This is a genomic window from Streptomyces sp. 7R007 (genome assembly GCF_054850255.1).
Map to the genome: position 1 here is coordinate 673,953 of NZ_JBTWMV010000001.1, position 18,250 is coordinate 692,202.

Sequence of the window (18,250 nt, forward strand, 5' to 3'; positions counted from 1 at the left end):
CCGACTCGCGTCGCCTGACGCCCGTCAGCCCAGCAGCCATCCCCCGTCGACGTTCAACTCCACCGCGTTCACCGACCGGTTGCGCAGCAGGAAGTCGACGGCGTCGACCACGTCGGCCATCGTGGCGAGCCGTCCGGTCGGGGTCCTGGCCCGCAGCCCTTCCAGCACCTCGGCCGGCTTGGCCAGCCAGTAGGGGCTGTCACCGACGACGCCCGGGTGGATCGCGTTGACGCGGACCGGCGCGAGTTCGACGGCGAGGGTGTTGACCAGGCCCCGTACACCGGCGTTGACGGTGGCGACCGTGGTCGCTCCCGGGTAGGGGCGCTCCTTGGCCTGGCCGCCGAAGACGACGACCGCGCCGTCGTCGGGCATCCGGGGCCGCAGGACGTGCACGACCTCGGTGTAGCCGACGAGCTTGAGGGTGACGAGGGCGAGGGCCGCGTCGATGTCGTAGGCGGTGGCCCGGTTCTCGTCGCGGGAGACGCCGGCGAGGACCAGGTGGTCGACGTGTCCGACGCCCGCCAGCGCCGCGGCGATCTCCCGCGGCCGGGACAGGTCGAGGGCGAGTCCGCGCGCCCCGACCTCCTTGGCGACGGTGTCCGCGCGGTGGCCGTCGCGGCCGGTGAGCACGACCCGGTCGCCCACCCGCGCGCGGACGCGGGCGAACTCCCGGCCGATCCCGGACGTGCCGCCGACGACGAGGACACTGCTCATGAGCGAAGGGCCTCCCTCAGGTACTGCCAGTCGCGGGTGAAGCGGTACGAGTGGCGTGGCGGCGGCTGCGGTGCCTGCGTCTCCAGCCAACGCAGCGGTCCCGTACCGGCGTTGGCGAAGCCGTGCACACAACCGGCGCCCGCCCAGGCGCAGTCGCCGGGGCCGAGCCGGTGGGTCACGCCGTCGAAGGTCGCCTCCGCCTCGCCTTCGAGGAAGTAGTACGTCTCCTCGAAGGGGTGGTCGTGGGTGCCGGCGACGCCGTCGGGAGCGTACTGCACCATGAACATGGTGGAGGCGACCGCGCCCAGGTCGCTGTCGACCATCGTCTTCACGGTGATGCCGCTGTAGACGAGCAGGGCGGTGCGCATGCTCGCGGAGACGGCGAGCAGGTCCTGGGACTGCTTGCCGGGGTCCATCTGGGCGGGTTCGAAGTGGCCGAAGGAGCGGGTGCGCGGGTCACGGACGTCGATGCGGACGGGGTCGCGCCGGGGCAGCTCCGGTACCGGCTGGGTGTCGTACCCGTAGCGCGCCCGCGGCACGGGCGCCAGCATGTCCGCCCAGCGTGCGGCCGTGTCCCCGGCGCCGCGCCAGGCGTGCGGGACGCCGGTGGGCAGGAGGCCGTAGTCGCCCTCGCCGAGGAGGTACGAGCCCTCGGGCACGTCGAGGACCACGCTCCCGTCGAGGACGTGGAAGCTCTCCTCGTAGGAGTGCACATGGGCCGGGACCGCTCCGTCCGGCCGCAGTTCGCACAGGCCGAAGCCGGTGTGCACGCTGCCGTCCTCCTCGCCCACCAGCGCCCGCCTCCGGTGGCCGAGCCGGTCGTAGGGCGGGGCGGGCAGGTCGGCGGCCCGGCGCACCAAGTGCCGTGTCATGCCGTCCCCTTCGCCTGCTTCGCCTGCTTCGCGGCCAGCAGCCGCTCCCGGGACTCCTCGACCAGCCGCCGCGCCCGCGCCACGTCGGCGGTCGGCTTGCCGTCCCGCTTGCGGACCACGCCGTCGACGATCACCGTCTCCACGTTGGAGACGTCCGCCGACAGCGTCACCGCGGCAGCCGGGTCGTGCACCGGGGCGACGTTCAGGGCGGTGCCGTCGAGGGCGACGACGTCGGCGCGCTTGCCGGGGGTCAGGGAACCGGTGCGGTGTTCCAGTCCCGCGACGTGCGCGCCGTTGCGGGTGGCGATCTCCAGCATCTGACGTGCCGTCAGCATCGTGTCGGGCACCGGGGTGTCGGCCTCCCAGCAGGCGGCGTTGACGCGGGCGCGCTCGGCGCCGAAGGCCGCGCGGATCTGGGTGAACATGTCGCCGGGGACGGTGGTGACGACGTCGATGCTCAGCGAGGGGCGCAGGCCGTGCTCGATCGCCTTCATCACCGGCGGCCAGCCGTGCCCCATCTGCGTCTCCACCTGTGGCGCGATGGACACCGTGCCTCCGCTGTCGGCGACCATCCGCCACTCCTCGTCGCTGAGGTGGCAGCAGTGGATGTAGGTGGTGTCGGGGCCGAGGAGCCCCAGGTCGCCCAGTTGGCGCACCATGCCGAAGCGGCCGGCCAGGCGGCCCATCGCCACGTGCACGGTGATCGGGATGCCCAGGTCGCGGGCGAGGGCCCATTCGGAGGTGACGACGTCGGTGACGCAGAAGCCGGGACCACGGGTGGCGAGGGCCATCGTCAGCAGGCCGTCGTCGGAGGCGAAGTGCCGGTCCCGGACGCGGCGCACGTCGTCGCCGGGGATCGCGATCTTGCTCTCGAACCAGTAGTCGGCGAGGGAGGTGTTGGCGCTGCCGTAGGCGTACTGCGCCCGGATTCCGGTCTCCTTCAGGGCCTCGATCGCCGCGTCCGGGTGGTCGGGGGTGTTGTTGATGTGCGACCAGTCGACGAGGGTGGTGATGCCGGCGTCGAGGCATTCCAGGGCGCCGGCGAGGTTGGCCGCGTACACGTCCTCGGGCGTGTAGAGCGGAGCGAAGGTGTCGAGGATGTCGATGAAGTAGTCGTCCAGGGTGGCGTCGGGGGCGACGCCCCGGATGGACGCCTCCCAGGTGTGGCGGTGGGTGTCGACGAAGCCGGGGATCACGATCCGCCCGGTCATGTCGAGGACGTCGGCGTCCGCGCTGATCTCCGGTCGCACGGCCGCGATCTTCCCGTCCTCGATGAGGACGTCCCCCCTCGGCAGGTCCCCGACGGCGGGGTCCATGGAGATGACGTACCCGGCGCGCAGGAGTGTCCGATCGGTCATCGCGCTTCCTCCTCAGGGGTGTTCAGTACGCGGCGAGGCTCCGCACGGCCGCCACGACCTTGTCGGCGGTGGGGATGACCCGCTCCTCCAGCGCGTCGGCGAAGGGCAGCGGGACGCACTCCCCCGCGATCCGCCGCACGGGCGCGTCCAGCAGTCCGAACCCCTCGTCGGCGACGACCGAGACGAGGGTGGCGCCCCAGCCGCCCTGGTACGGGTTCTCCTCGACCGTCACCAGCCGCGAGGTCCTGCCGAGGGAGGCGAGGACGGTGGCGGTGTCCAGCGGGACGAGGGTGCGCAGGTCGACGACCTCGGCGTGGATGCCCTCCTCGGCGAGCCGTTCGGCGGCCGTCAGCGCCACCGGCACCATGGCGGCGAGGGCGACCAGGGTGACGTCCCCGCCCTCGCGGACGACGGCGGCGCGCCCCAGCTCGACCACGTGGTCCGGCGGCGCGGGCGTCCCCTTGCTCGCCAGCAGCCCCTTGTGCTCGAAGAAGACGACGGGGTCGTCACTGCGGATCGCCGCCGCCATCATGCCGATCACGTCGGCGGGGGTGGCCGGGGCGGCGATCTTCAGTCCGGGGACGGTCAGCGCCCAGTTCTCCGTGGCCTGCGAGTGCTGGGCGCCGAAACCGAGCCCGCCGCCGTTGGCGGTGCGCACGACGAGGGGCACGGTGACCTGACCGCCCGTCATGTAACGCACCTTGGGTATCTCGTTGGCGAGGTAGTCCCAACAACAGGCCAAAAAGTCCGAGAACATGATCTCGGCCACCGGCCGCATCCCGGTCATCGCGGCGCCCATCGCCGCGCCCACGATGGCCTGTTCGGAGATGGGTGTGTCCCACACCCGGCGCGGCCCGAACTCCTTCAGCAGTCCCGCGGTCGTCTTGAAGACCCCGCCGGCCGCGCCGATGTCCTCGCCGAGGCACACCACGGCCGGATCCCGGCGCATCTCCCGCGCGATGCCCTCGGCGACCGCCTCACGGTAGGTGATCACGTCCGCCATGCGGCACCTCCGTCCGCCCACACGTCGGTCAGCGCCTCGCGCGGATCGGGCGGCGGGGCGTTCTTCGCCGCCTCGACGGCCCGCCGTACGACGTCCCGGACGCGTGCGTCGGCCGCGGTGACCGTCTCCTCGGACACGCCCAGTTCGGCGAGGCGGCCGCGCGCGAGGTCCAACGGGTCGTGCTTGAGCCAGCGTTCGACCTCCTCGGCCGGCCGGTAGGCGGCCGGGTCGGCGCGGCTGTGCCCGAAGTGGCGGTAGGTCTCGGCCTCCACGACAGCGGGTCCGTCTCCCGCACGGGCCCGCTGGACGAGGGCGGCCACCGTCTCCCGGACCGCGAGGACGTCGTTGCCGTCGACGACCTTGCCGGGGACGCCGTACGCCGGTGCCCGGTCGGCCGCCGGGCGGGGCACGGCCGTGACGTCGGCGATGGGGGTGTACTCCATGTACAGGTTGTTCTCGCAGACGAACAGCACCGGCAGCTTCCACACGGCGGCCAGGTTGAGGGCTTCGTGGAAGGCGCCGATGTTGGTGGCGCCGTCGCCGAAGAAGGCGACGGCCACCTGCTCGGTGCCGCGCAGCCGGGCCGACCAGGCGGCGCCGACCGCCATCGGCAGGTGGGCGCCGACGATGGCGTAGGAGCCGAGCATGTTCACGGACGCCTTGGTGAGGTGCATGGAGCCGCCCTTGGCCCGGCACAGCCCCGTGGCGCGGCTCATGAGTTCGGCGAGGCACTCCTCGGGGGTGGCGCCGCGGGCCAGGGCGTGGTGGTGGCCGCGGTAGGTGGCGAAGACGTAGTCGTCCTCGCGCAGGGCCGCGCTCGCGCCGACGGCGATCGCCTCGTGCCCGGCGGCCAGGTGGGTGGTGCCCTTGACCAGTCCGGACATGAACAGGTCGTGGGCGGCCTGTTCGGTACGGCGGATGAGGGCCATCTGCTCGTACAGGGCGAGGAGTTCGGCGCCATGCATCAGCGGTCCCGGGTGTTGAGGTGGGACTGTGACTCCCGCCGGGTGTTCAGCTCGCCGCCGACCGTCCAGTACTTGCGGCCGGCCACCAGCAGTTCCTCGGCCGGGAACTTGGTGATGACCTCGCAGCCGTCGGCGGTGACGACGAGTTCCTCCTCGATGCGGGCGGCGGACCAGCCGTCGACGGCCGGCCAGTAGGTCTCCAGGGCGAACACCATGCCCTCTTCGAGGACTTCGGGGTGGTCGAGGGAGACCAGCCGGCTGAAGATGGGCTTCTCCCAGATGGACAGGCCCACCCCGTGCCCGTACTGGAGGGCGAAGGCGGCCGTCTCGTCGGCGAAGCCGAACTCCTCGGCGCGCGGCCACACTTGGACGATGTCGGCGGTCGTGGCACCGGGCCGGACGAGTGCGATGGCCTCGTCCATGTACGCGCGGCAGCGGACGTAGGCGTCCCGTTGCGCGCGGGAGGCGCTGCCGACGGCGAAGGTGCGGTAGTAGCAGGTGCGGTAGCCGAGATGGCTGTGCAGGATGTCGAAGAAGGCGGGGTCGCCCGGGCGGATCAGGCGGTCGCTGTAGACGTGCGGGTGGGGTGAACAGCGCTCGCCGGAGATGGCGTTGACGCCTTCGACGTACTCGCTGCCGAGATCGTAGAGCACCTTGCTGACCAGGCCGACGCACTCGTTCTCGCGCACCCCGGGGCGCAGGTACCCGTACAGCTCCTCGTACGCGGCGTCCACCATCGCGCAGGCCTGGGTGAGCAGGGAGATCTCGTCGCGGGTCTTGGTGCGGCGGGCCTCCAGGAAGACCTGCTGGCCGTCGACGACGTCGATGCCCTCGGCGCGCAGGGCGGCGAGGACGGGCATCTCGGCCACGTCGACGCCGAGCGGCTCGTTCGCCAGGCCGTGCTCGCGCAGTTCGGCGGCGATCTTGCGGGCGACGTCCCCGGCGATCCCGGCATCCGGGTGGAAGGCTCCCCGCAGGGTCGATATCCCGGCGCGGGCGCCGGTGGGCGGGCCGTCCTTGCCGTCGCTGTAGTCGAGCCAGGGGTTGTAGAGCTGGTGATGGCGGGCGGCGGAGCCGAAGTCCCAGACGACCGGTTCGCCGCCGCGGACCAGCAGGGCGAAGCGGATCAGCTTGTCCATCGCCCAGGTGCCGATGTGCGTGGCGGTCATGTAGCGGATGTTGGCGAAGTCGAAGCTGAGCACGGCGCCCAGCGAGGAGCGGTTCAGGGTCTCGTGCAGCCGGGACAGGCGCTGCCCGCGCAGCCGGCCGAGGTCGACGCGTTCTTCCCAGTCGACGGCGTTGGGTCCGTATGTGCGGATCGCCATGGCGACCACCCCCACTTCGGAGTGAACGACGGCACCCGCCGGGTGTCAAGTGTTACTGAACACCCTTGCCGTCGTCCTCACCGTCGCCGGTCACGAACCACACCCCGACGGCCGGTTCCGTGCCCTCGTTGCGGTAGCGGTGCGGGGTCGTCGACTCGAAGCAGACCGCGTCGCCGGGGCGCAGCGTGTACTCCTCGAAGCCGAGGGTGAGGACGAGCTCGCCCGAGGTCAGCCAGCCGTACTCGGTGCCGGCGTGCCGCATCAGACCGCCGGAGCCGGAGGAGGCGCCGCCGGGCCGGTAGGTGACCAGCAGGAAGTCCACGTCCATGCCGGGCACGTGCCCGAGCCGCTCCCACACCACCCCCGAGTCCAGCTCCAGCCGCTCCCGCTCCCCCGGCGTGACCAGCGGTCCGATCCGGCGGCCGGGGTCGGCGGCGAAGGCGGCGAGGGCGTGCACGACGGTACCGGCCACCGGCGCCGCGACCGCCGGCTCCCCCGCCTCGAACAGGGACTCCACGGAGATCGACAGCGCGGTCGTGATGGCGTACAGCGTGCTCACCGACGGCTGGCTCTTGCCGGTCTCGATCTGGGACACGAGGCTCGCCGACACCCCGACCTCCCGCGCCAGCCGCCGCAGACTCACCCCCCGGGCAAGCCGGGCCTGCCGGATCCGCGCCCCGACGGGCGGCACGTCGGCAGGGGACACGGTGGCTCCTCTCCTCGACCGGGCTGTGCAGCCCCATTGAACAGCCGACGCGGGTGCCGACGCCAGGCCACCGGGCTCGGCGGCCGACCGGACGGCTACAGGCCCAGCACGCGCGCGATGGTGCGCAGTACGCCGTCGTCGTTGTTGGACGGCGCCAGGTGGCGGGCCCTGGCGATGACGTCCGGGTGGGCGTTGGCCATGGCGAAGGACCACTCGGCGGCGTCCAGCATCTCCAGGTCGTTGAGGTAGTCGCCGAACACCATGGTCTGGGCGGGGGTGATGCCCAGCTCGCGCTGGAGGCGGCGCAGGGCGGCGCCCTTGTTGGCGGTGCGGTTCATCACGTCGACCCAGTGCTTGCCGGAGACGACGACCTGGTGCGTGGCGGTGAAGGCGGCCAGGGCGGGGGCGGTGGTCCGCTCCGCCGACCCGAAGTCGAACAGGGCCACCTTGATCACGTCGTCGTCGACCGCGGTGGCGTCGGCGACGACGCGGTGCTCGACGTAGTACTTGCGCACCTCGGCCAGGAACGCCTCGTCGCCGCGCTCGACGTAGGCGGAGCGCTTGCCGCACACGACGGCGCCCACGTCGACCCCGTCCGCCCGCAACCGCCGTACCGCCTCGACCACGTGGGCGGCGACGCCGGGCGCCAGCGGGTCCGAGCTGAGCTCGGCGCCGTCGCGTACGACGTAGGTGCCGTTCTCCGCGATGAACACCATGCCCTCGGCCACGTCGGCGAACTCCCGCGCCAGCGTGGCGTACTGGCGCCCGCTCGCTGGGCTGAACAGCACCCCGCGTCGGCGCAGTTCGGCCAGGGTCTCCCACAGTCCGGCGGGCAGCCGCTTGGCGTCGTCGAGGAGGGTGCCGTCCATGTCGGTGACGATCAGCCGGATGTCGGCGAGAGCACTGGGTATGCCGGACGGGGTGAGGAGGGGCGCGGAGGACATGACCTGCTTCCAGTAGGGGTACGGCGGCCCTGTCACCCTACGCGAACGGGTCAGCCGCCCGGCCTGATCAGCCCGGTGAGGTACCGCCACAGCGACGACCGCCGCTTGGCCGTCCGGTCGGCTGCGACGGGTGCCGCGGGCGCCGGTGCCGGGGGCGCCGGCAGCGCGGGCACGGACCGGGCGATGAGCTCGTAGCGCACCGGCAGTGAGCGCAGTCCGCGCATGAACGGTGAGGACCGCCAGGGCAACTGGTCGACGGGCAGGGCGAGTTCGAGGTGCGAGAACCGTTCGAAGAGGCGGCTGACGCCGGCCGCAGCGATCGTCGAGGCCAGTTCGCGGGCCGGGCACTGGCGCGGTCCGGCGCCCCAGGACAGGTGGGCCCGGCTGCTGATGTTCGAGCCGGGTGTCATCCGGTCGGCGAAGAGGGGGTCGGCGTGGGCGGCGGCGGAGGAGACCCAGACGGGGTCGCCGGCGCGGATGACGTAGTGGCCGAGGGGGGTGTCCGCGGCGGCGAACCTCGGCACGAAGTTGACCAGCGGCGGCTTGCGCATGACCACGCGGTTCATGGTCTCGCGGACCATCCCGGCGGACAGCGTGGCGCGCACGCCGCCCTCGCTCTCGCCGCAGATCACCTCGACGACGGTGTTGGAGATCAGGATGCCGACGTGGTCCGACGTCATGCCGAGCAGCATGAACAGCTCCCGGGCCAGCGCGTCCACCGGGAGGTCGGGGTGGGCGGCGAGCAGGTGGGAGGGGAAGTCGTCGCCGGGTTCGGCGGTCTTGGCGGCGGCGAGGTCGGCGAGGGTGCGCAGCAGCCGTTCCAGGGCGGGTTCGGCGTCCGGGCCGGCGTCCAGGACCCGCCACATGTCCATCAGGGCGTCGTCGCCCTGGGAGCCGGGGAAGCCGAGCAGATGGCTCGCCGCCATCAGCGGCAGCGGCCGGGAGAACTGCGCGGACAGGTCGGCGTGGCCGGTGTCGCCGCCCTGGGCGAGCAGGGTGATCAGCTCGTCGGCGTATCCGGCGACGGCCGCCTTCAGCCGCCTGGCCTGCGGCTGGCGCGGGTCCTGGAAGGGGCGCAGGGCGGCGTCCCAGGCGGTGCGCAGGGTGCGGTAGGCGGGGCCGCCCTGGATCAGGACGTGGTTGACCTCCAGGGAGGGCCCGAGCGGCCAGTCGGCGGGGACGCGGCCCTCGGTGCGGGCCCGCCAGTTCTCCAGGCCCTTCGGCCAGCCGGCGTCGTCCTGCAGCACCTGGAGCGACTCCCGGTAGCCGAGCACGAGCCAGGCGGGCACGCCCAGCAGGTCGACGGGGGCGACCGGGCCGTGCCGCTCGCGCAGCCGCTCGTAGACGAGCTCGGGGCGGGTCTCGTAGTCCCGGGTGAGCAGGGGCTCTGCGGCCAGCTCCTCCAGCGGGGTGCCGTCCGGCACCGCGGCGCCGCCGTCCTCTTCGTCGACCAGGTGGATTCCCACGCTTCCCCCGCCCCCTTCGCCTCCGCCCGCGGACCGGGCAAGAAGCTACCTCAGGTGTCCGGTGGGCCAGGCGAGGGGGGTACTCACCAGTAGCAAATCTTCACAACCGGTCCCGAGGGGGCCCGCGCCGGTGCACGGTGTGGCCGCCGCGTGTGCCGCGGCGGCCACACGAGGGCGCCGAGCGGTGGTCAGTTCCTCGGGTAGAACGTCTGGTTGCCCGGCCGGTAGACACCGACCTGGTCCGCGGCGATGTTGTTCCAGTCGCCGATGACGGGCGTGTCCCCCGTATTGCCGAAGGGTACGACGATGACGCTGCCGTCGTCCTTGCGGAGGTAGAACGTGCTGTTGGCGGGCCGGTAGACGCCGATCTCGTCACCGCCGTCGACGTTGTCCCAGTCGCCTGTGACGGGAACGTCCCCGGGGTTGCCGAAGGCGGTGCTGGTGACGGCGCCGTTGTCGAAGCGGAGGTAGAAGGTGATGTTGCCCGGCCGGTAGACGCCGATCTCGTCGCGGCCGTCGTTGTCCCAGTCGCCGGTCAGCGGAGTGTCGTTGGGATTTCCGAAGGTGATGCGCGTGACGGCGCCGCTGTCCGAGCGGAGGTAGAAGGTGGCGTTGCCCGGCCGGTAGACGCCGATCTCGTCACCGTCGTCGCCTCCCCAGTCCCCGGTGAGGGGAACGTCGTTGGGGTTGCCCAAGGCGACCTGGTCGACAGCCCCGTTGTCGTGGCGGAGGTAGAACGTGATGTTGCCCGGCCGGTAGACACCGATCTCGTCACCGCCGTCGTTGTTCCAGTCGCCGCCGAGAGGCACGTCACCGGGGTTGCCGAACTGTACCGAGCCGGGCAGGTTGGCGCTCGCCGGCACGATGGACAGGGTGGCCGCAGTCGCGCCGCCGAGGACTACGACGGCGATACGGCGCAACAGGCGTTGTCTGCGCATGGCTCCTTCTTCCGGTCGTATCGGGTTCGTTCTCGACACCCCTGCGTGAGGTGCCCCGTGCTGTTGTCACAGGGTGTGGCGCGAAAGTGGGCAGGAACCTTGGGGGAACCTTGCTTCACTGGTCAGCGCGGAAGGTGCGGAGTAGCCACGGGGAAGCGCATGACGGAATTTCTGTTGCTGGGCCCGGTCGAATCGAGGGGCGCGGACGGTGCTCCGGTGGACCTGGGTCCGGCCAAGCAACAAACTGTCCTGGCAGCGCTGTTGGTGGACGCGGGCCGTCAGGTGCCGATGGAGACGCTCATCGACCGGGTGTGGGGCGAGGAGGTGCCCGCCCGGGTACGCCCCTCGCTGTACGCGTACGTCACCAGGATCCGCCGGCTGCTGGCGGGGAGCGGCGCCGGGTCCCAGCTGCGGCGCGGCCCGGGCGGCTACCTCCTCGACGTACCGCCCGACCGGGTCGACGCGCACCGGTTCCGCCGGCTGGTCGAACAGGCCCGCGGCCGGGACCGTACGGATGCCGAGCGCGTGGCGATGCTGCGTACGGCCCTCGCTCTGTGGCGTGGCGAGCCGCTGTCAGGTCTGGCCGGAGCGTGGGTGGAACGCACCCGGGCGAGCTGGCGACAGCGACGGATCGAGGCGGTGCTGGCATGGGCGGAGGCCGAGTTGCGGGCGGGAGACCACGCGGCGGTGATCGACGCGCTGACCCCTCTGGTCGCCGAGCATCCGCTGGTCGAGCCGCTCACCATGGCGCTGATGCGAGCGCTGCGCGCCGCCGGGCGCGGCCCGGAGGCGCTGGACCGCTACGCCGTTCTCCAGAAGCGGCTGGCCGAGGAACTGGGTACGGACCCAGGTGCCGAGGTGCGGCAGGTGCATCTGGCGATCCTGCGCGGCGAGGCGGACCCGCCACCGGCCGAGACGGGGACGCGGCGGGTGGTACCGGCACAACTGCCCATGGAGGCGCGCGGCTTCACCGGCCGCGAGGAGGAACTCGCCGCACTGGACGCGCTCTTGGCCGCGACCGCGCGGCATCCGGCCGTGGTGGCGGTGTCGGGGACGGCGGGCGTGGGCAAGACGGCGCTGGCGGTGCACTGGGCGCACCGGGTGGCCGGTCGTTTCCCGGATGGGCAGCTGTACGTGAATCTCGGGGGCTTCGACCCCTCCGGGGCGGTTCTGACTCCCGATCAGGCTGTGCGGAGCCTCCTCGACGCGCTGGGCGTGCCGGCGCCGCGCCTGCCGGCGGACGAACAGGCCCGGGTGGGCCTGTACCGGAGCCTGATGGCCGGCAGGCGCGCCTTGCTGGTGCTGGACAATGCCCGTGACACCGAGCAGGTCCGTCCGCTGCTGCCCGGCACCCCGGGCTGCCTGGCCCTGGTCACCAGCCGCGACCGATTAGCCGGCCTGGTCGCGGCGGAGGGTGCGCACTGCCTCGCGCTGGATCTGCTCTCGCCGGACGAGGCCCGTGACCTGCTGGCCCACCGGCTCGGCGCGCACCGGGTGGCGAGCGAACCGGACGCGGTGGAGGAGATCATCACCCGGTGCGCGCGGCTCCCTCTGGCCCTGGCCATCGCCACCGCCCGTGCCGCCGCCCACCCGGGGTTCCCGCTCGGCGCGGTCGTCGAGGAGCTGCGCGAGAGCGACGGCAGCCTGGACGTGTTCACCAGCGGTGACATCACCACCGACGCACGGGCCGTCTTCTCCTGGTCCTACCAGGCCCTGTCCGCCCCCGCCGCGCGCCTGTTCCGCCTGCTGGGCCTGCACCGCGGGCCGGACGTCTCCGCCCCCGCCGCGACCGCCCTCGCCGGACTCGCCCCGCGCCGCACCCGCGCGCTGCTCGTCGAGCTGACCCGCGCCCATCTGCTCACCGAGCACGCGCCCGGCCGCTTCACCCTCCACGACCTGCTCCGCGTCTACACCACCGAACGCGTTCTCGCTGAGGAGACCCCTCGGGAACGGCGCCGCGCCGTCGAGCGGCTCCTCACCTGGTACCTGCACACGGCCGACGCCACCCACCCGTTCCTCACCCCGCACCGCCGCCGCGTTCCGCTGGATCCTCCGCCCGCTTCCTGCCACCCCCTGGCGTTCACCGCTCAGGAGCAGGCCCTGGAGTGGTGCGAGGCCGAGCGGGTCCATCTCGTCGCCGCGGTGCACCAGGCCGTCTCCGTCGGCCGACCCGACATCGCCTGGCGTCTGACCTCGGCCCTGTGGGGGTTCTTCCGCCTCCGCGGCCATCTGCACGACTGGCTCGACACCGCCCGCACCAGCCTCGATGCCGCCCGTGAGGCGCACGACCCGGTGGGCGAGGCCCGAAGCCTCGACGACCTGGCCTGCGCCCTGACCCAGCTGCACTGGTACGACGAGGCCGTCGACTGCCTGCGGGCAGCGACCGACCTGTGCCGGGAACTCGGCGACCTCTACGGCAGATGCCAGGCCATGGTCGGCATCGGCTACGCCTACGGCAGGGCGGACGAGCCGTACAGGGCCGTCGAGTACTGCCGCCGCGCACTGGCCGTCTGCCGCGTGCTCGACGACTCCCGCGGTCTCGAGGGCAACATCCTGGTCTACCTGGGCGACGCCTACCAGCGGCTCGGCCGGTTCGACGAGGCCATCGACGTCCTGGAGCAGGCGCTGACGATCCTGCGCCGGGAAGGGGATCGCTGGGGCGAGGGCATCGCACTCGACACCGTCGGCACCGCCCACCTGCTGCTGCGACGGCCTGACGACGCCGTCACGTACTACCACCGGGCGCTCGACACCCATGCCGGCGTCGGCAACCGATGGGCACAGGCCCGCACCTTCGGCAACCTCGGCGACGTCCAGCTGTCCACCGGTGATCCGGACGCGGCACGCGCCAGCTGGCAACGGGCGCTGACGATCCTCGAAGGAGTCGGTCACCCGGACGCGCAGGAGATGCGGGACAGACTCCGCCGGCTGGCGGACCGGTCCATTCCCGGGACACCGTGATCACCGGACGGCACAATGGGCGGCGACGGCCGCGGGTGGTGGAAGAAGGAGCACAGGCGTGAGCGAGAGCGACACCTCGTCGGGCGGGTCGGCCATGCTGAACACCGGTGTGGCGCACAACGCGCGGGTGTGGAACTACTGGATCGGCGGCAAGGACAACTACGAGGTCGACCAGCAGGTCGGCGAGCACGTCGCCGGGATGTTCCCGGTGATCCGGGACATCGCCCGCGCCGACCGCTGGTTCCTGGGCCGGGCGGTGCGCTTCCTGGCCGAGGAGCGCGGCATGCGGCAGTTCCTGGACATCGGCACGGGGCTGCCGACGGCCGACAACACCCACGAGATAGCGCAGCGCGTCGCGCCGGACGCGCGGATCGTGTACGTCGACAACGACCCGATCGTCCTGGTCCACGCCCGCACCCTGCTCACCGGCACGCACGAGGGCGTCACCGACTACATCGACGCCGACGTGCGCGACCCGGACGCGATCCTCGAACGGGCCGCGCGCACCCTCGACTTCGGCCGGCCGGTGGCGGTGATGATGCTGGGCATCCTCAACTTCGTGCTGGATGTGGAGGAGGCACGGGACATCGTCCGGCGGGTCATGGCCGCCGTCCCCTCCGGCAGCCACCTGGCCCTCACGCACCCCACCTTCGACGCCGAGGTCGGCGGCGAGGGCCAGGTCCCGGCGATGAAGTTCTGGAACGAGAACGCCACCCCGCCGATCACCGCCCGCAGCGGCGCGGACATCGCCTCGTTCTTCGATGGGCTCGACCTGCTGGAACCGGGCCTGGTGTCGTGCTCGCAGTGGCGTGCCGAGTCCGGCTCCCCCGCCGCGGTACCGCAGTACGGCGCGGTGGCCGTGAAACCCTGAGCGGCAGCCCATCCGTCGAGGAGGACGCATGACCACCCTTGCCGACCCCGTTCCCGGCGGACGCCCCGGCGACGTCGAGCGGGCCACCGCACTGGGCGCCGAGCTGTCCGCGCAGGGCGTGCACGGTGTCGTGCTGGCCTACGTCGACACGGCGGGCGTCGGCCGGGTGAAGACCGTTCCGGCGGCGAGGCTCGCCTCGGCGGCGGCCTGGGGCGTCGGCATGTCACCGGTGTTCGACACCTTCCTCGCGAACGACTCCATCGTCACCACCGACGTCCTCGGCTCTCCCGACGGCGACCTGCGTCTGTACCCGGACCTCGACCACCTCACCGTCCTCGCCGGGCAGCCCGGCTGGGCGTGGGCGCCGGTCGACCGGATCACCCAGGAGGGCGAGCCGCACCCGGGGTGCGCCCGTACGGTGCTGCGCCGGACCGTCGCCGAGGCAGCCGAGCGGCACGGCCTCACCTTCAAGGCCGCCGTCGAGGTCGAGTGGGCCGTCGGCCAAGGGCCGTCGGAGAGCGGCGCGTTCGTGCCCGCGACCACCGGGCCCGCGTACAGCGCCACCCGCCAGGTCGAGCTCAGCGACTACACCGCCGACCTGCTGGCGGCGTTCGCGGCGCAGGGCGTGGACGTCGAGCAGGTCCATCCCGAGTACGCGGCGGGGCAGTTCGAGATCTCGGTCGGCGCGCTGGATCCGGTCGCGGCGGCCGACCGCAGCCTGCTGGTGCGGCAGACGATCCGGGCGGTGGCCCGGCGCCACGGCTTCGTGGTGTCGTTCGCACCGGCGGTGTTCGCCGAGGGCGTCGGCAACGGCGGCCACATCCACCTCTCCGCCTGGCGCGACGGCGTCAACCTGCACGCCGGCGGCGAGGGCCGGTACGGCATGACGGCCGAGGCGGAGTCCTTCGCCGCCGGGGTGCTCGCCCACCTGCCGGGGCTCACGGCGGTGACCGCGCCGAGCCCGGCCAGCTATCTGCGCCTCAAACCCTCCCAGTGGGCCGGGGTGTTCACCGCCTGGGGCCGCGAGACCCGCGAGGCGGCGGTGCGGATCGTCACCGGCACGGCCGGGCTGCGCGACCAGGCGGCCAACCTGGAGGTCAAACCGGTCGACCTGGCCGCGAACCCGTATCTCGCGCTCGCCTGCCTGATCGGCGCGGGCCTGGACGGCGTAGGGTCCGCCACGCCGCTGCCCGAGGAGATCACCGGGGATCCGGCCCGGCTCACGCCCGAGGAGGCGGCCGGCCGCGGGGTGCGGCGGCTGCCGGTCTCGCTCGCGGAGGCGGTCGAGGAGTTCCGCACGGACGAACGGCTGCGGGCCGTGCTCGGCCCGGTCCTCGCCGACGCGGTGATCGCCGTACGGCAGGGCGAGGGCGCGGCGGTCGAGGGGCACGACGACGAGTACGTGGCGGCGGCCTACCGCTGGAAGTACTGACGTGGGCGCCGTCCGGGAGGCGCTCGACGCACTGCCGCTGACCGACCACCACTGCCATGGCGTGGTCACCGCCGACCCGTCCCCGGAGGAGTTCGCGTCGCTGCTCACCGAGGGTGAGGCGTGGCCGGGCGTCTCGCCCTTCGACACCCCGGTCGGGGTGGCCGTCCGCCGGCACTGCGCGCCCGTCCTGGACCTGCCCCGGCACGCCTCCGCCGACGACTACCTGGCCCGGCGCGCCGAACTGGGCCGGCGCGAGGTCGACCGCCGCTTCCTCGCCGCCGCGGGCACGGACGTGTTCTGCGTCGACACCGGGTTCGACGCGGACCGCGTCACCTCCCCCGCCCGGCTGGCCGGGGCCGCGGGCGGGACGGCGTACGAGGTGGTGCGGCTGGAGAGCGTCGCGGAGGCGGTGGCGGCGCGGGGCGTCGAGACGGACGGGTACGCCGCCGCCTTCCGTTCGGCCGCCGAGGAGGCCGTGCGGCGGCCGGGCGTGGTGGGGGTGAAGTCCGTCGCCGCCTACCGGACCGGCTTCGACCTGGACCCGGCGCGCCCGCCGGACGCGGACGTCACGCGGGCGGCCGGCCCCTGGCTGGCGCGGGGCGGCCGCCTGGACGATCCGGTGCTCGTACGGCATCTGCTGTGGACCGCCGTCGACCTGGGCCTGCCCCTGCAACTGCACACCGGGTTCGGCGACAACGACATCCGCATGCACCGCGTCGACCCCACCCACCTCACCGACTGGCTGCACCTGACCGCCGGCACGATCCCGGTGCTGCTCCTGCACTGCTGGCCCTACCAGCGGCAGGCCGCCTATCTGGCGGCGGTGTTCGAGCAGGTGTACCTGGACGTCGGCCTCACCCTGCACCACGTCGGCCCGGTACGGGCGCGGGCCGTCCTGGAGGAGGCCCTGGAGATCACGCCGTTCCGCAAACTGCTCTACAGCTCCGACGCCTACGGTCTGGCCGAGTTCTACCGCCTGGGCGCGCTGGCCTTCCGCCGGGGTCTGGCGGAGCTGCTCCAGGACCGGGTGGACGCCGACGAGCTGAGCCTGTCCGACGCGCTGCGGATCGCCGAGTGGGCGGGAGCACACAACGCCCGCAGGGTCTACCGCTTTTCCGGCCCCTCCTGAAAGTATGATCAAGCAATGTCTGACATGACCGAAACCACGCCGGGCTGGCTCTCCCCCGACGAGCTGGAGATGGCGCGCGCCCGCATGCCGATCCTGTACGTCGAGGCCGTGCCCGTCCGTGTCGACGACAGCGGCGAAGTCACCAGCGTCGGCCTGCTGCTGCGCATCGGGCCGGACGGGACGGTCAGCCGGACGCTGGTCTCCGGCCGGGTCCTGCACCACGAGCGGGTCCGTGACGCCCTGCTGCGCCACCTGGAGAAGGACCTGGGCCCGGTGGCGCTGCCCCGCATCCCCGCCTCGCTGCAGCCCTTCACGGTCGCCGAGTACTTCCCGACGCAGGGCATCACGCCGTACCACGACCCGCGTCAGCACGCGGTGTCCCTGGCCTACGTCGTCCCGGTCACCGGTGACTGCCGGCCCCGCCAGGACGCCCTGGACCTGGTGTGGTTCAGCCCGCAGGAGGCGCTGTCACCGGCGGTGCAGAGCGAGATGCCGGGCGGCCACGGGGTGCTGCTGCGGCAGGCGCTGGCCCACGTGGGCTGCGTGCTCTGATCCCGCCTCCGGCGGTCCGGTCGTCAGTGGGCCGCGTCCAGCCGGGCCCGCTGGTCCTCGGTGAGGTCCAGGTCGACCGCGGCCAGGCTCTCCTCCAGCTGGGCCACCGACGACGCCCCGACCAGGGGGATGACCGGCAGCTTCCCGCCGATCTGCCAGGCCAGCACGACCTGGTTCAGGGTGGCGCCGGTCTCCCGGGCCACCTCGCGCAGGGCCGTGAGGCGGGCGGGGGTGCCCGGGTGGTCGTAGTCGGGCGGGAGCGGAACGTCCTGGCGGGTGTAGGCGCCCTTGAGCAGCGGTGAGTAGGCGACCAGGGTGAGGCCGGGTTCGGCCCGCAGGTAGCCGAACATCTCGGCGCCGGCGGAGCCGAGGCTGCCGTCGGGGAAGAGGTCGCTGGGCACGTCGGTGCGCGGGCGCAGGTAGCTGTGCTGGTACTGGAGCACCTCGTAGCCGGGCAGTCCGGCGGCGGCCGCGAGGGCGCGGGCGCGTTCGACGCGCCACACGGCGTGGTTGCTGGCGCCGAGGAGGCCGACCGTGCCCTCGGCGACCAGTTCGGCGAAGCCCTCGACGGTCTCCCTGAGCGGGACGGTGGTGTCCTCGATGTGGGCGTAGAGCAGGTCCAGTTTCTCCACGCCGAGGCGTTCGCGGCTGCGTTCGGCGGACTCGCGGATGACCTTGGCGGACAGTCCCTCGGGGTTGTCGACGTAGCTGGTGCCGGGGGCGAGGGGGCGGGCGCCGAGCTTGGTGGCGATGACGATCTCCTCGCCGACGCCGCGGCTGCGCCGCCACCGGCCGAGCAGTTCCTCGCTCTGTCCGCCCTGGCCGCCGTCCTGCCAGAAGGCGTAGTTGTCGGAGGTGTCGATGAAGTTGCCGCCGGCCTCGACATACCGGTCGAGGACGGCGAAGGAGGTCTCCTCGTCGGTCCGCGAGCCGAAGAGCATCGCGCCGAGCTGGAGCACGGCGACCTCGCGGCGGTGGGCCGGATCGCTTCCGATGATGTGGTACTTCATGGCG

Annotated in this window: 16 protein-coding genes; 5 read left to right on the forward strand and 11 right to left on the reverse strand. The window is 72.8% G+C overall.

What is annotated here, in order from left to right:
- Positions 1-24: 24 nt before the first annotated feature.
- The 10 genes from ACYF6T_RS03235 to ACYF6T_RS03280 all read right to left on the reverse strand — a co-directional run bounded on the left by ACYF6T_RS03235 (position 25) and on the right by ACYF6T_RS03280 (position 10,291).
- Entirely contained in the window at positions 25-714 is a 690-nt protein-coding gene (locus ACYF6T_RS03235; protein WP_461693181.1) for an SDR family NAD(P)-dependent oxidoreductase, read from the reverse strand.
- On the reverse strand, positions 711-1,586 hold the full coding sequence (locus ACYF6T_RS03240) for a cupin domain-containing protein (RefSeq protein WP_461693182.1): 876 nt from the start codon (positions 1,584-1,586) through the stop codon (positions 711-713). Before ACYF6T_RS03240 ends, ACYF6T_RS03235 begins: the two co-directional genes overlap by 4 nt.
- A complete protein-coding gene (locus ACYF6T_RS03245; protein ID WP_461693183.1) occupies positions 1,583-2,944 on the reverse strand; it encodes an amidohydrolase family protein in 1,362 nt (453 codons plus the stop codon). The genes ACYF6T_RS03240 and ACYF6T_RS03245 overlap by 4 nt, the downstream gene beginning before the upstream one ends.
- A 22-nt stretch (positions 2,945-2,966) precedes the next feature.
- Complete coding sequence (locus ACYF6T_RS03250) at positions 2,967-3,947, reverse strand: alpha-ketoacid dehydrogenase subunit beta (RefSeq protein WP_461693185.1); 981 nt, start codon at positions 3,945-3,947, stop codon at positions 2,967-2,969.
- Positions 3,935-4,912, reverse strand: coding sequence for a thiamine pyrophosphate-dependent dehydrogenase E1 component subunit alpha (locus ACYF6T_RS03255; protein WP_461693186.1), 978 nt, complete (start codon positions 4,910-4,912; stop codon positions 3,935-3,937). The genes ACYF6T_RS03250 and ACYF6T_RS03255 overlap by 13 nt, the downstream gene beginning before the upstream one ends.
- Positions 4,912-6,237, reverse strand: coding sequence for a M24 family metallopeptidase (locus tag ACYF6T_RS03260; protein WP_461693187.1), 1,326 nt, complete (start codon positions 6,235-6,237; stop codon positions 4,912-4,914). The genes ACYF6T_RS03255 and ACYF6T_RS03260 overlap by 1 nt, the downstream gene beginning before the upstream one ends.
- Before the next feature lie 52 nt (positions 6,238-6,289).
- The gene (locus ACYF6T_RS03265) at positions 6,290-6,943 is read right to left on the reverse strand and encodes a helix-turn-helix domain-containing protein (RefSeq protein WP_461693189.1); all 654 of its coding nucleotides are present in this window, start codon (positions 6,941-6,943) and stop codon (positions 6,290-6,292) included.
- 95 nt (positions 6,944-7,038) lie between these two features.
- Positions 7,039-7,887, reverse strand: coding sequence for a Cof-type HAD-IIB family hydrolase (locus ACYF6T_RS03270; protein WP_461693190.1), 849 nt, complete (start codon positions 7,885-7,887; stop codon positions 7,039-7,041).
- Positions 7,888-7,937: 50 nt separating this feature from the next.
- Complete coding sequence (locus ACYF6T_RS03275) at positions 7,938-9,353, reverse strand: cytochrome P450 (RefSeq protein ID WP_461693191.1); 1,416 nt, start codon at positions 9,351-9,353, stop codon at positions 7,938-7,940.
- Positions 9,354-9,541: 188 nt separating this feature from the next.
- Positions 9,542-10,291 carry a hypothetical protein gene (locus tag ACYF6T_RS03280; RefSeq protein WP_461693193.1) on the reverse strand — a complete coding sequence of 250 codons (750 nt, stop codon included), beginning with the start codon at positions 10,289-10,291 and terminating at the stop codon, positions 9,542-9,544.
- Positions 10,292-10,450: 159 nt separating this feature from the next.
- Between ACYF6T_RS03280 and ACYF6T_RS03285 the strand changes: the two genes are divergently transcribed.
- Genes ACYF6T_RS03285 through ACYF6T_RS03305 form a run of 5 tightly spaced genes read left to right on the forward strand, consistent with a single transcriptional unit; the run spans position 10,451 to position 17,236 of the window.
- Positions 10,451-13,252 (forward strand): AfsR/SARP family transcriptional regulator, encoded by a 2,802-nt coding sequence (locus ACYF6T_RS03285; RefSeq protein ID WP_461693194.1) that lies wholly within the window; start codon positions 10,451-10,453, stop codon positions 13,250-13,252.
- 58 nt (positions 13,253-13,310) lie between these two features.
- Positions 13,311-14,123: an SAM-dependent methyltransferase gene (locus tag ACYF6T_RS03290; protein WP_461693196.1), complete on the forward strand. Its 813-nt coding sequence runs from the start codon at positions 13,311-13,313 to the stop codon at positions 14,121-14,123.
- A gap of 28 nt (positions 14,124-14,151) precedes the next feature.
- Positions 14,152-15,555 (forward strand): glutamine synthetase family protein, encoded by a 1,404-nt coding sequence (locus ACYF6T_RS03295; protein WP_461693197.1) that lies wholly within the window; start codon positions 14,152-14,154, stop codon positions 15,553-15,555.
- A gap of 1 nt (position 15,556) precedes the next feature.
- Complete coding sequence (locus ACYF6T_RS03300; RefSeq protein WP_461693199.1) at positions 15,557-16,684, forward strand: amidohydrolase family protein; 1,128 nt, start codon at positions 15,557-15,559, stop codon at positions 16,682-16,684.
- Between the two features lie 24 nt (positions 16,685-16,708).
- Positions 16,709-17,236 carry an NUDIX hydrolase family protein gene (locus ACYF6T_RS03305; protein WP_461693247.1) on the forward strand — a complete coding sequence of 176 codons (528 nt, stop codon included), beginning with the start codon at positions 16,709-16,711 and terminating at the stop codon, positions 17,234-17,236.
- A 23-nt stretch (positions 17,237-17,259) separates the two neighbouring features.
- On the opposite strand, the gene ACYF6T_RS03310 is transcribed toward ACYF6T_RS03305, so the two are convergent.
- Positions 17,260-18,246 (reverse strand): aldo/keto reductase, encoded by a 987-nt coding sequence (locus tag ACYF6T_RS03310; protein WP_461693200.1) that lies wholly within the window; start codon positions 18,244-18,246, stop codon positions 17,260-17,262.
- Between the last annotated feature and the right edge of the window lie 4 nt (positions 18,247-18,250).

Bases quoted from the DNA above. Each gene is read 5' to 3' on its own strand.
- ACYF6T_RS03235 (WP_461693181.1), bottom strand. From the start codon at position 714: ATGAGCAGTGTCCTCGTCGTCGGCGGCACGTCCGGGATCGGCCGGGAG.
- ACYF6T_RS03240 (WP_461693182.1), bottom strand. From the start codon at position 1,586: ATGACACGGCACTTGGTGCGCCGGGCCGCCGACCTGCCCGCCCCGCCC.
- ACYF6T_RS03245 (WP_461693183.1), bottom strand. From the start codon at position 2,944: ATGACCGATCGGACACTCCTGCGCGCCGGGTACGTCATCTCCATGGAC.
- ACYF6T_RS03250 (WP_461693185.1), bottom strand. From the start codon at position 3,947: ATGGCGGACGTGATCACCTACCGTGAGGCGGTCGCCGAGGGCATCGCG.
- ACYF6T_RS03255 (WP_461693186.1), bottom strand. From the start codon at position 4,912: ATGCATGGCGCCGAACTCCTCGCCCTGTACGAGCAGATGGCCCTCATC.
- ACYF6T_RS03260 (WP_461693187.1), bottom strand. From the start codon at position 6,237: ATGGCGATCCGCACATACGGACCCAACGCCGTCGACTGGGAAGAACGC.
- ACYF6T_RS03270 (WP_461693190.1), bottom strand. From the start codon at position 7,887: ATGTCCTCCGCGCCCCTCCTCACCCCGTCCGGCATACCCAGTGCTCTC.
- ACYF6T_RS03280 (WP_461693193.1), bottom strand. From the start codon at position 10,291: ATGCGCAGACAACGCCTGTTGCGCCGTATCGCCGTCGTAGTCCTCGGC.
- ACYF6T_RS03285 (WP_461693194.1), top strand. From the start codon at position 10,451: ATGACGGAATTTCTGTTGCTGGGCCCGGTCGAATCGAGGGGCGCGGAC.
- ACYF6T_RS03295 (WP_461693197.1), top strand. From the start codon at position 14,152: ATGACCACCCTTGCCGACCCCGTTCCCGGCGGACGCCCCGGCGACGTC.
- ACYF6T_RS03305 (WP_461693247.1), top strand. From the start codon at position 16,709: ATGACCGAAACCACGCCGGGCTGGCTCTCCCCCGACGAGCTGGAGATG.
- ACYF6T_RS03310 (WP_461693200.1), bottom strand. From the start codon at position 18,246: ATGAAGTACCACATCATCGGAAGCGATCCGGCCCACCGCCGCGAGGTC.